This is a genomic window from Natrialba swarupiae, assembly GCF_008245225.1.
Taxonomy (GTDB): domain Archaea; phylum Halobacteriota; class Halobacteria; order Halobacteriales; family Natrialbaceae; genus Natrarchaeobius; species Natrarchaeobius swarupiae.
Map to the genome: position 1 here is coordinate 1 of NZ_VTAW01000051.1, position 12714 is coordinate 12714.

A 12714-nucleotide genomic window follows, 5' to 3' on the forward strand; every position below is an offset into this window, starting at 1 on the left:
CCAGCAACGGCCAGTGTTACAAGAGACGCTCGCTACCGCTACGCAACCGAGGTGTGAGTCTTAGCTAAAGACGAATATCTGCACCACTTACTCTTGGGACAACGATTTTTTCAGACTCAAAGAGTTCTGGGAACTTTGGTCGATGAAAATGCTCTCTCTTAGATTCGTAGTCGATATATTCTCCTTCCCAGTCAATCAAGTATCGAGAGATATTGCTTCCTTCGATGTACTGTTTGTGTCCCTCCTGTGCCTCTTTGGAGATTACATCATCTTTCTTGAAATCCAGTTCACTATCGGAAGCAGCATGCGCAACTACCCCGACATTGACACAGCAAACATGTCCAGCGGGAATACTTTTCTCGTCAACCTTCCTTTTGAGGTCGATATCAGTAGTTGCTAGAGATGGACGGAGCGAATAATTAGAATACTCTGAGAAATTAGTCTGATGGATTCTTGCTGTAATGCTGAAATGTGGATTGTTAAACTCAACTAAATTTGTTTTACCATCTTTTCTTTCTTCCGGTGACAATATGTATATGAGATATTGTCGGTCAACTTCATTGAATATCTGATGCTCTCCAAAGTGTATCAGTTGGTGTATTGTCCAATCATCGATGAATTTTTCTCGAATTTTCGTCCCATATTTTTCAGTTCCCAGTGATGTTGGTGTAATGAATGAGTGTCGCCCTTCACTCTTTGCTAATGTTGCTGCTCGATAACAGAATGGAACAAACAAATCCCAATGCCCAGAGGTCACTTCTTGATACAGTGATTCCAGCGTCGATACAATCTGTTCATTACTCTCTGTCAGTTCCCAATTTGATACCCACGGCGGATTCCCAATCACCGCATCGAACCCAGCATCCGCCCGCTTCTCTCCATCCCCATCAAAGAACACCTCTGGATACTCCAACTCCCAGTGGAAAAACGCCTCCTCGTCGCACATCGCCTGCGCAGTCTGGAACCAGTCTTCGCCCTGAACCTCGAGCCACTCGTCTTCGTCGTCGATCGCTCGAGCCATCCGCTCGTAGGCCCCTTCGGGAACGTCGAGGTCGAACCGTTCGGCCGTGTGGACGTTCGTCAACTCGAAGAGGCGCTGATAGAACGGATCGCTCCGAACCTCGGCGTAGATCTCCTCCATCGACTTGACGTCCTCGAGCGTCTCGTTGTCGATCTCGAGTAACTCCTGTACCCGATCCATGACGTGATCGAGCGTCCGCTCGCGCACCCGAGCGAACGACTGCTGGAGCGTCAGTTGCCCGCCGTCGTCGTCCGCGTCCGCGCCGTTCGAGAGCACCTCCGTCACGTCCGAGCCGACGAGCGAGTTGCCCGCCTTCAGGTGGTGGTCCAGAAACGCAAGCGGCTGGTCCGCCGCCAGCGTCTCGAGCCACATCGACAGCTTCGCGAGTTCGACCGCCATCCCGTTCAAGTCGACGCCGTAGATACACTCCTTCGCGACGTCACGGCGCACCCGCTGTTCGTCGAACGCCGTCGCCTCCTCGAGTTCGCGCACCTCGGTCATCACCTCCTCGGCGAGGTACTCCGTCGCCCGCGTCAGGAAATGCCCACTCCCCATCGCCGGATCGAGGATCTTCAGGTCGGTCACCCGGCGGTAGAACGCCCCCAGATACTCGTGGGTTCCCGGCTCGAATCCCTGCTCCTCGAGGTCGGCTTTGATCTCGGCGACCAGCGGCCCCACCGTCTCCTCGACGATGTACGTGACCACGTAATCCGGCGTGTAGTACGCCCCCGTCGCCTTGCGCTCACCCTCGTCGTTGACGACGTACAGCCCACCCGGGGAGATCTGTTCGACCGCCTCCGCGACCGTCACCTCCGTCGCCGGCTTCCAGACCTGCCCGCCGTCTTCGGCCACCGCCGCGTACTCCTCCGGTGCGATCCGGAACTGATGCTCGAGCAGTCCCTCGTAGACGCTCCCGAGGTGGCGCGTATCCAGGTCGGCGTAGTCGGCCAGCACGTACCGTCCCTCGTCGTTTTCGGTCGTCGAAATCCGGTAGAGCACCTCGGCGAGATACCGATTGCTCACCTCGTGGTCGGTCAGAAACTCGTGGCGCTCGCGGTTGAACAACCCGCCGTTGTACGGCGGAATCCCAAGCGTTTCCTCGCCCTCGTCGATCAGCCGGAACAGGTCCTCGAGTCGACTCCACATCGTCGTCGAGTACTCGCTGTAGGCGTCGGTGAAGCCGTCGTCCACCTCGCCGATCTCGTCGTGAATCTCCAGACGGAGTTCGTCGAGGCTGAAGTTCTCCTCGTACTCCGTGATCGCGTTCTGGCCCTCGCCTTCGGGGTGGATCAACCCCCGCGATTCGGCGTAGAGGACGAACATGAGCCGGTATAACAGTACCAGCGACTGCTCTTTTAACTCCGCGAGAGCCGCGTCGTCGTCGGGATCGATCTCGAGATCGTTCGTCTCGACGAACCCGCGGCCGAGGACGCGGACGGCGGTGAAGACGTTGTCCTGTAAGTCCTCGCCGAGTTCCTGTGCGACCGTCTCGCTTTCGGACCACACTGAATCGAGAAACGTCGTCCCGCCGTGTTCGCGAAACGCGTCCGGCCGGAAGAAGACGTAGAAGTACTTGAACGCCTCGAGAGAGCCGGACTCGAGCAATTCGGGCAGATCGACCTCGAAGTACGTCTGGGTCTCGTAGTCTTTGGTTCCGTAGAGTCGCCACTTCCGACCGTTGGTGAGCACGCCCCACTGGATCGCCTCGGGCGTTCGCTCGAGATAGTGTTTGATCTGGTGGGAGGCGTTCCGGTATGGCCGTCGTTCGCTGAAGCGCGTCGTGAACTCGGCGTCCCACTGCTTCGCTTCGACGAGCCCGATCCCGCGGTCGAACAGATCGGTGGTGTCCTCGCTGCTCAGGTAGACCTCGGCGGCGTCCCGTCTCGCCTCGGTGTCCTCGAACAGTAAGACGTCGACGTAGCCGCCCCCGCCGGGGAGCGTCGTCTCGACGTTCGTCCCGAACCCGAGGACATCGAGCACCTCGTCGATCCAGTTGTCGATCAACGGATCCTCCGTGTAGCCGTCGACGAGGTCGGACTCGAGGTCGTACAGCGACTGCAGTTCCGACATGGCCTCCTGGGCGGCGTCGTCGCAATCCCACTCGTCGCGATCCTGAACGCGCTCGTCGAGATAGTGCCCGGAGAAGAGATTCGAGTTCGTGTACGGCCGATCCGACAGCGTCGCCTGACTCATGATACACGGGTCCTCGAATTGTCAGGATAAGAAAGCTCTGGTCGATCGGGTCGGCCCGTCCGGCCATCGAATCCGAATCTGGCGATCGACCGGCAATCGACCGTCGAAGACCCACTCAGACGGATTGCTGTGCCGATGTCCCGGCGCGGCCGCGACCCGTACGGCGGTTGTGCCGGAACTGACTGATACGGTCTACTGTGAGTCATTTTCGGTGCGACCGCGACCCGTCCTGGGGTCGCACCGGTAACTCGGTACAGCAAACCGTATGACAGTAACCTGTCTCAGTCGTCGGCCGGCCGTTCGACGCCCTCGCCGAGGATCTCCGCCCGGTGTTCGTCGAGAAGCGGTGCTCGCCCCCGTGGCTCGGGGGGTGTCTCGGACATCTTGATCGGATTGCCCGCGATCTCGACTGTGCGGTTGGCACCCGGTTGGTCCACGGCGACGAGCATCTCACGCTCGCGGACGTGGGGATCCGCGAAGATCTCCGTCGTACTCTGAACCGGTGCGGCCGGCACCTCGCCCTCGAGAGTTCCCACGAGGTCGTCGGTCTCGAGGTTCTCGGCCCACGCGGCGATCTCTTCCCGGAGGTGGTCACGGGACTCGAGTCGGTCGGCGGCGGTGGCGTAGGCGGCGGCGAGATCGGGCCGATCCATCGCCTCACAGAGCGCATGCCAGTGAGCGGTGCCGAAGGCGGCGATCACGGCGTAGCCGTCGGCCGTCTCGAAGGCGTCGTAGGGGAACAGCGTGGGGTGGGCGTTGCCCCGGCGGGTCGGAGGCTCACCGGTGTAGGAGTGTTGGTAGATCGCCCGCTCGGTGAGGCTGATCATCGCGTCGTACATCCCAGTATCGACGTACTGGCCCTCGCCGGTGTGCTCGCGGTGGTTGATCGCCGCGAGAATGCCGATACAGTTTAGCGTCGCGGTAAAGAGGTCGCCGATGCCGGGGCCGACCTTCGTCGGCGGGCCGTCGGGGTGGCCGGTGATCTCCATGACGCCGCCCAGCGCCTGTGCGACGAGATCGAACGAGGGCTGTCCCTGCCGATCCGTCTCGCCCGTACGCGGGTCACCGAACCCTCGAATCGACGAGTAGACGAGTGCCGGATTGTGCTCTTTGAGTGTTTCGTAGCCGAGATCGTACTTCGCCATCGTCCCCGCGCGGTAGTTCTCGACGACGACGTCGGCCTCGGAGACCAGCGAGAGAAACGCCTCGCGGTCGGCGTCGTCGCCGAAGTCGAGTTCGACGCTTCGCTTCCCGCGGTTGACGCTCTGAAAGTAGCCGCCGTAGGCCTCGTCGTCGCCGTCAGCCGCGAACGGCGGGTTCGACCGGATGAGGTCCCCACCGGGTCGCTCGATCTTTACGACGTCTGCACCCATATCCGCGAGCAACATCGTACAGTACGGCCCGGCGAGCACCTGGGTCAGATCCAACACGCGCAGGTTCGAGAGCGCACCCATGTCTCGAGGCACCCGGCGCGAGCATAAAACTGTTGTGAACAATCATTATATTTGTGGCTGTATGCCACACCCGATCGCTAAACACGATTAAAGAATATTATCATGGAAGATCATTAAGTTTATCACCCACTCTCACATGGGTCGGTATGCATGTCGAATACGGTCGTTCTCGGCGTGATCGGCTCCGACGCACACGTCGTCGGGATCACGATCCTAGAGCAGGCGTTTCGTACAGCTGGCTTCAACGTCGTCAACCTCGGTGTCCAGACCTCCCAGGAGGAGTTCGCCGAGGCCGCACGCGCACACGACGCCGAGGCTGTACTGGTCTCGTCGCTGTACGGCCACGCCAAACAGGACTGTCAGGGCTTTCACGACGTTCTCGAGGCGGCCGACGTCGACGCCGTCACCTACATCGGCGGCAACCTGGCGGTCGGCCAGGACGACTGGGAGCGAACGCGCGAGACGTTCGAGGCGCTGGGCTTCGATCGCGTCTTCGACTCCGAAACCGACCCCGAGGAGGCGATCGCCGCGCTCCGTCGGGACCTCCGGATCACACCGCCCGAAACCGAGCGGGTGGCGGCCAACACGTAGATGATCCGAGACGAACGATTGCCGTCCGACGAGCTACGGCGTCTCGACGAGACCATCAGAACCGACTGGTCGACCGGAGCCGACATCGACTTCGAGGAAGCGATTCGCTACCACGACTCGCTTCCCGCCAACAAACGCTTCGCGGATGTCCTCGAGTCCGCGGACGATCCGTTGCTCCAGCCGCGGGCCGGCGTCCCCCGCCTCGAGGATCAGATCGAACTGCTCGCGTACCTCCACGAGTCGGGAGAGGCCGACCTCCTCCCCACCACGATCGACTCCTACACGCGGGACAACGCCTACGAAAAAGCAAAGGAAGGACTCGAAAACGCCCGCGAGACGGGCGACGACACCCTCAACGGATTTCCCGCAGTGAACCACGGCGTCGAGGGCTGTCGCGAACTGATCGGCGCGACCGACGCGCCGATCGAGGTGCGCCACGGCACCCCCGACGCCCGGCTGCTCGCGGCGATCACGTTTGCGGGTGGCTTCCAGAGCTTCGAGGGTGGGCCGATCTCCTACAACATTCCCTACACCAACCGCCACAGCCTCGCGGAGACGATCGAGAACTGGCAGTTCGTCGACCGGCTGGCGGGCGCCTATACGGAACACGGCGTCCGGATCAACCGCGAACCGTTCGGACCGCTGACCGGCACGCTCGTTCCGCCGTCGATCGCCATCGCGATCATGCTGATCGAGGGCAAACTCGCCGCCACACAGGGTGTGCGGTCGCTGACGCTCGGCTACGGACAGGTCGGCAACGTCGTCCAGGACGTCGCCGCCCTGCGGGCCCTGAAGGAACTCGGCCAGGAGTTCCTCTCCGACGAGGTGTGCGTCACGACGGTCTTCCACGAGTGGATGGGCGGCTTTCCGCCGGACGAAGCCCGCGCCAACGGCGTCATCGGCCTCGGCGGGCTGACCGCCGCGATCGCCCGGCCGGACAAGGTGATCACCAAGTCCCCACAGGAGTTCCAGGGGGTTCCAACGATGGAGGCCAACGCCAGCGGCCTCCGCACCACGAGACAGGTCATCGATATGGCAATCGAACAGGACATCGACATCGACGGCATCGACCGAGAACAGCAACTGATCGAACGCGAGACTCGCAATCTCCTCGAGGCAGTCCTCGAGGCGGGCGACGGCGACGTCGTCCAGGGAACGCTCGCGGCGTTCGACTCCGGGGCGCTCGACGTTCCCTTCGCCCCGAGCGACAGCGCGAAAGGGGCCGTCCTTCCGGCGCGAGACGACGACGGACGCGTCCGAATCCTCGAGTGGGGCGAGCTCGCGATGGACGACGAGATCAAGGAGATCCACCGGGCTCGGCTCTCACAGCGCGCCGACACCGAGGGACGCGACCAGTCGTTTCGGATGGTCGCCGACGACGTCGACGCGATCAGCGAGGGGAAACTCATCGGCCGCCCGGAGCCCCGAGGTGACGCGTAGATGGAGATCGAGGCGATCGATGCGACGACGGGCTACGCCGGGTTCTTCGCGGACGACCAGCGGGCGATCAAACGCGGCGCGAAACGGGACGGCTTCGTCTACGAGGGCGAGCCCGTCACCGACGGCTTCGAGGCGATCCGTCAGGCCGGCGAGGCGCTGCTCGTCGACGTCGAACTCGCGGACGGCACCGTCGGCCGCGGCGACTGCGCCGCGGTCCAGTACTCCGGCGCAGGCGGACGCGATCCGCTCTTTCGCGCCGAGGAGTACGCCCCCGTCGTGACTGGGCCCGTCGCCGACGCACTCCGCGGGCGCGACGCGCGCCGGTTCCTCGAGAACGCCGAGGCGATCGAACGCCTCCGAATCGACGGGGAGAAACTTCACACGGCGATCCGCTACGGCGTCTCGCAGGCGCTTCTGTCGGCCGCGGCCCGCGCCGAGGGCACGACCCGGACGGACGTCCTCGCTGACGCACTCGAGACCGAACCCGCCAGTGATCCCATCCCGGTCTTCGGCCAGTCCGGCGACGACCGCTACGCCAACGCCGAGAAGATGATCGTCAAGGGCGTTCCGGTCTTGCCCCACGGACTGATCAACAGCGCCGAAAAGCTCGGCCCGGACGGCGGGGGACTGCTCGAGTACGTCGCCTGGCTCGCCGAACGGGCGCTGGAACTCGGCTCCGAGGGCTACGAGCCACGATTCCACGTCGACGTCTACGGGACGATCGGCGACCTGTTCGGGCGGCCGTACGACCGGGCCGAGGTGGTCGACTACTTCTACGCCATAGAGGAAGCAGCCGCGCCGTTCTCGATACAGATTGAGGGGCCGATGGACGCTGGGAGCCGCGAGGCTCAGATAGAGGCGATGGTCGAACTCCGCGACGGCCTCCGGGACGCTGGCGTCGACGTCCCTATCGTCGCCGACGAGTGGTGTAACACCCTGGCCGACGTACAGGCGTTCGTCGACGCGGGCGCGGCCGACCTCGTGCAGGTGAAAACGCCCGATCTCGGCGGGATCCACCGAAGCGGGCGAGCCGTTCGCTACTGCGAGGGGACCAACACGGAGGCGTACCTCGGCGGAACGTGCAACGAGACCGCGACCTCGGCGCGGGCCTGCGCTCACGTCGCGCTCGCGACCGACGCCGCCCAGACGCTCGCGAAACCCGGCATGGGGTTCGACGAGGGCTACATGCTCGTCGAAAACGAGATGCGGCGGACGATCGCCCGGCGAGAGCGAGCCGCCGAACGGACGAGCACCGACGCGGAGACCGGAGCCGAGTCGGACTCCGAATCCGGGGAGGTGAGCGCCGATGACTGAGAACTCGAGGTCGAACGGCGACGCCGAACGCGGATCCCGGAACCGACACGACTCCGTGGAGTGGACCGATCCCGACACGTTCGCTCGAGCCCTCGAGCGCGCCGAGACCAGACCGAAGGGAAACACCTTCGAGGCGTTCGCCGAGGGTGACGTCGTCGAACACGACCCCGGGCTTCGACTCACCCGGTGGGGGAACGAACGCTGGACGAGCCAGACGCTCAACCACGATCCGGCCTACTGGCGGACCGACGCGGCTCGAGCCCGCGGGTTCGACGAGCCGCCGATCCACCCCGACTATCTCACGGCGGCCACGCTCGGGATCACCGTCGAGGAGTTGAGCGAGAGGGGCGGCTACTTCCTCGGCCGGACGAACCTGCGGTTCCCCGGGACCCCGGTCTATCCGGACACCGAACTCCGCGTCGAGAGCGAGGTCGTCTCGACCGCGACCTCGAGTTCTCGGCCCGAATACGGGATCGTCACGTGGCGAACGCGGGGAATCGACGCCGAGACGGACGAGTCCCTCTGTACCTACGAGCGGACGAACATGATCCCACGACGCGAGCCCGTCGAAACGGCTGGGAATGGCGCGACAAACGCCGACGGAACCGGTTCGTCGGGGACAGCCGAAACCACACCCGACGACGACCTCCCCACGGACCTGATCGCACCCGAGGGCGGCTTCTTCGAGGACTTCCTCGAGGCCCTCGAGGCGGCAAGCGGCCGTGACGCCGCGGTGGCCTACCGGCACGAACGCGGGCGAACCCAGGACGACGTTACCGTCGCGGCGCTGCCACTGGCGACGCTCAACACGGCCGGACAACACTACAACGCTGACGTCATGGCGGAGACTCCGTCGGGCGACGTCGTCACCTACGGCGACGTTACCCGGTCGATCGCGCTCGGCCACGCCCGCTCGGACGAACGAACCTGGCGCGAGGTCGGCTTCGACGACGAGTCGTTCCACGAGTTCGTCACACCCGGCGACACCGTCTACGCATTTACCCGCGTCCTCGAGGTTGGGGACGACGCCTCGGACGGGCGGGCCGGCACGGTTCGCTTTCAACACGTCGCGTTCAACCAGCACGGGGAACCCGTCTACTCGGGCACGCGGACGGCCGAGATCCGGAAACGAGCGCCGTGACCCGAACGATCGAACGCCGTGATGCGGACGACCCAACGTCGCCGACTGCGGTCTTGGGGCGGTCCGGCATCCGAACCACAACAGACGATCGAGTCGCCAATACCCCAAACCGAAGGGATCACCAACCCCATCAAACCCAACGATGACACCGACGACCGAACCACGAATCTGTCGAACGTTCCAGACTGCACCGGCCGCCGTCCCGAGAGAGGAGTCGGCGAAGTATCTCGTCTCCGGCCTCGCCTCAGAGGGGTTCGAAGCCCCCGACTGGCTCGTTCCCGACTTAGAGGACGGCACCGCACCCGACGCGAAGGCGGAGGGACTCGAGAACGTCCTCGCGGAGGTCCCGCGGGCCGACTTCGCGGGCGAAATCTGGCCCCGCGTCGAGTGGAGTTACGCCGATCGACCGTACCGTGAGAAGGGCCGTCACCAGATCGACCGCCTCGTGGGCGAGATCGGCGACGAGATCGACGGCGTCGTCGTCCCAAAGGTGGGGCGACTCGAGGACGTCGAACGCGCGGCGGCGGTCGTCGCCGAGGCCGAGGCGAGCCACGGCTACGACGAGGGGGCGATCGAACTCGCGGTGATCGTCGAGACGGGACGCGCCCGCTCGGACCTGCGCGAGATCGCGAGATTCGGCGAGAACTCCCGACTCGCCGCGCTGGTCTTCGGCCCCGTCGACTACACCGCCGAACTCGGTGGCCGGGATCTCGGCGACGGCCGGCCTCGCTGGGACGGCCTGCTCGAGGCACTTTCGAACGAGGCGAGTGCGGCGGACCTGCTCGCGATCGGGGGCCCGTTCGACGATCTGTTTACCGAACGCGCCGGGCTCACGTACTACAACGCCGAGGGGTACGCCGATCAGATCGAACACGAAGCCCGACTCGGCCTCGACGGCTCCTGGTCGCTCCATCCGAAACAGACGATCCAGGCGAACACGATCCACACGCCGACGCCCGCGGAACTCGAGCGTGACGTCGACCGAATCGAGCGGTTCAACGAGGCCAAACGCGAGGGGACCGGCGCAGTCACCATCGACGGCCAGATGGTCGACGAGGCGACGTTCAAGGTGTTCCGGAACACGATTCTGACGGTGCGTGCGATCCACCGGACGCGGTCCGAACAGACCGCCGACTACTACGACGAAGCGCTGCTCGACCGTGCGCTCGAGCTCGAACTACGCTACGACGAGTGAGACGGATTGCTGTACCGAGTTACCGGTGCGACCGCAGGATTGGTCGCGGTCGCACCGGAAATGGTTTCCAGTAAACCGTATGAGTGACCCGAGGGACGAAAGCGTCGGCTCGAGACGAATGTACTCGCGGCCGGACGGTTCGTCGTCGGCCCAACTCGAGGTCGGGTGAACGAAATCGTCAGTTACGAGCGGCCGGTAAGAAAAGAGCGGAGGTTCACGCGGGTGCCGCCGTATCCGAAGCCTCGAGCAGCTCCTTGTAGCGGTTGCGGATCGTCACTTCGGAGATGCTGGCGACCTCGCTGACCTCGTTTTGGGTGACCTTCTCGTTGGTCAGCAGTGCGGCGGCGTAGACGCCGGCGGCGGCGAGGCCGACCGGCGACTTGCCGCTGTGGACGCCCTCCGTGCGGGCCGAGTCGAGCAGTTCGCGGGCCATTCGCTCGGTCTCGTCCGAGAGATCGAGGTCGCTAACGAACCGGGGGACGTAGCTCTCGGGGTCGGCCGGCTGGACCTCCAGCCCGAGTTCCCGAATCACGTACCGGTACGTGCGGGTCAGCTCCATCTTGTCGACGCGGGAAACGGCCGAGATCTCGTCGAGGCTGCGTGGGGTGCCCGCCTGGCGAGCGGAGGCGTACAGCGACGACGTCGCGACGCCCTCGATCGACCGCCCCGGCAGGAGGTCTTCCTCGAGTGCGCGGCGGTAGATCACCGACGCAGTTTCGCGGACGTTCTCGGGGAGCCCGAGCGCGCTAGCCATGCGGTCGATCTCGCCGAGTGCCTGCTTTAAGTTGCGCTCTTTCGAGTCCCGCGTGCGGAAACGCTCGTTCCAGGTGCGAAGCCGTTGCATCTTCTGTCGCTGGCGACTCGAGAGCGCCTTGCCGTAGGCGTCTTTGTCCTGCCAGCCGATGTTCGTGCTGAGCCCCTGGTCGTGCATCATGTTGGTTGTCGGCGCACCGACGCGGCTTTTCTTGTCCTTCTCGGCGGCGTCGAACGCACGCCACTCGGGACCGCGATCGATTTCGTCTTCCTCGACGACGAGTCCACAGTCCTCACAGACGGTCTCGGCGTGTTCGGCGTCGCTGATGAGCCGCCCGCCACACTCCGGGCACTGTTCTCGTTCCGCCGATCGCGTCGTCGTTTCCTCGTTCTCTTCCTCTCGTTCGTCCGAATAGGTTCGAATGCGTGTATCGGTCATGGTGTATCAGGTGCGTTACTCGGGGCTCCCGGGTGGGGGAACCAGAAGAAACCCGGTCGCCTCAGCTAACGTATGGTAAGGTCGTAAGCGACTTAAAGCTTCCGCCTTCCTTATAAAATAATCGGAATTGTTGTTATATATGTTCCGATATACACCTAATAATCATGAATGATTCGGGGCACTCCTCCGGAGGTCCGTTTTGCGTTCTCGCTGATCCGATCAGCACCGCTCTCGAGTCGAACGCTTTTCGACCCTCGCTCCCGAACCGCTGTCCATGACCGTCCGTTTCGGTGCGGTGACGATCGACTGGTTCGGACTCGCGACGATTCGCCTCGAGGGCCAGACGGGTGCCGTCATCTACGTCGACCCCGGGCCAGCGGAGTACGGCGTGCTGGATGGGTACGACGCTCGAGATGGCGATCTGATCCTCGTCTCACACGCACACCACTACGATCCGAAGTCGATCCGCCGGGTCGCCCACGAGGACGCGATCGTCGCAGTTCACGAATCGATCGACGCGAGCGAGATCGATCGGATCGAGGAAGCACCCGAAGAACTCCCGTTCGTGGTCGAACGCGTTCGGGCCGACGAGTCGTTCGTCCTCGGCCCGCTCGATCTGTTTACCACCCCAGCGTACAACGACCCCGCGGGAGGACACACCGACGACAGTGGGTCACCGTACCATCCTGAGGGCGACGGATGCGGGTTCGGAGTTACTGTCGACGGTATCTGTGCGTTCTGGCCGGGTGATACCGACGTTCTCCCGCTTCACGAGGACCTCGACGTCGACGTCTTTCTGCCGCCGATCGGCGGGACGTTCACGATGGATCGACGCGACGGGGCGGCCCTCGCAGCGACGATCGATCCCGATCTCGTCTTGCCGGTCCACTACGACACCTTCGAAGAGATCGAAGCGGACGCCGACGCGTTCGTCGTCGACGTCGCCAACCGGGGCGTGCCCGTGGTCCTCGACGAGTGAACCCTCGTGTTTCGGCGTCGTCTACTGGCCGTTGTCGTTCGATACCGGTGATCGATCGGACGGGGGCATCGACCACCGGTAACTTCGAGAAGATGGATCTGACGTTGCCTTGATACGGAGGGTACCACAGAATCATTGACACACCTCGATCGTCGTTTTGCCAGGGTTAGCTCCTCGTTTGTAGTTGGCGATAG

Annotated in this window: 8 protein-coding genes and 1 pseudogene; 6 read left to right on the plus strand and 3 right to left on the minus strand. The window is 63.6% G+C overall.

Annotation, left to right across the window (positions count from 1 at the left end; translation table 11 throughout):
* Positions 1-535: 535 nt before the first annotated feature.
* Together FYC77_RS19450 and mct are read right to left on the minus strand one after the other, a co-directional pair.
* Positions 536-3214 (minus strand): annotated as a pseudogene (locus tag FYC77_RS19450) (Eco57I restriction-modification methylase domain-containing protein); the annotation flags it as partial.
* A 281-nt stretch (positions 3215-3495) separates the two neighbouring features.
* The gene (gene mct / locus FYC77_RS19455) at positions 3496-4668 is read right to left on the minus strand and encodes a succinyl-CoA:mesaconate CoA-transferase (RefSeq protein WP_149083154.1); all 1173 of its coding nucleotides are present in this window, start codon (positions 4666-4668) and stop codon (positions 3496-3498) included.
* A 150-nt stretch (positions 4669-4818) separates the two neighbouring features.
* On the opposite strand from mct, the gene glmS reads away from it, so the two are divergent.
* The 5 genes from glmS to citE all read left to right on the plus strand — a co-directional run bounded on the left by glmS (position 4819) and on the right by citE (position 10349).
* Positions 4819-5259 (plus strand): methylaspartate mutase subunit S, encoded by a 441-nt coding sequence (glmS, locus tag FYC77_RS19460; RefSeq protein ID WP_149083155.1) that lies wholly within the window; start codon positions 4819-4821, stop codon positions 5257-5259.
* Positions 5260-6699 (plus strand): methylaspartate mutase subunit E, encoded by a 1440-nt coding sequence (locus FYC77_RS19465; RefSeq protein WP_149083156.1) that lies wholly within the window; start codon positions 5260-5262, stop codon positions 6697-6699.
* Entirely contained in the window at positions 6700-8013 is a 1314-nt protein-coding gene (locus tag FYC77_RS19470; RefSeq protein WP_149083157.1) for a methylaspartate ammonia-lyase, read from the plus strand. It begins immediately after the preceding gene.
* On the plus strand, positions 8006-9154 hold the full coding sequence (gene mch / locus FYC77_RS19475; RefSeq protein WP_149083158.1) for a 2-methylfumaryl-CoA hydratase: 1149 nt from the start codon (positions 8006-8008) through the stop codon (positions 9152-9154). Before FYC77_RS19470 ends, mch begins: the two co-directional genes overlap by 8 nt.
* A 142-nt stretch (positions 9155-9296) precedes the next feature.
* A complete protein-coding gene (citE, locus tag FYC77_RS19480; protein WP_149083159.1) occupies positions 9297-10349 on the plus strand; it encodes an L-malyl-CoA/beta-methylmalyl-CoA lyase in 1053 nt (350 codons plus the stop codon).
* A 214-nt stretch (positions 10350-10563) separates the two neighbouring features.
* On the opposite strand, the gene FYC77_RS19485 is transcribed toward citE, so the two are convergent.
* Complete coding sequence (locus FYC77_RS19485) at positions 10564-11541, minus strand: transcription initiation factor IIB (RefSeq protein ID WP_149083160.1); 978 nt, start codon at positions 11539-11541, stop codon at positions 10564-10566.
* A 274-nt stretch (positions 11542-11815) separates the two neighbouring features.
* On the opposite strand from FYC77_RS19485, the gene FYC77_RS19490 reads away from it, so the two are divergent.
* Positions 11816-12520 (plus strand): MBL fold metallo-hydrolase, encoded by a 705-nt coding sequence (locus FYC77_RS19490; protein ID WP_149083161.1) that lies wholly within the window; start codon positions 11816-11818, stop codon positions 12518-12520.
* Positions 12521-12714: the final 194 nt, after the last annotated feature.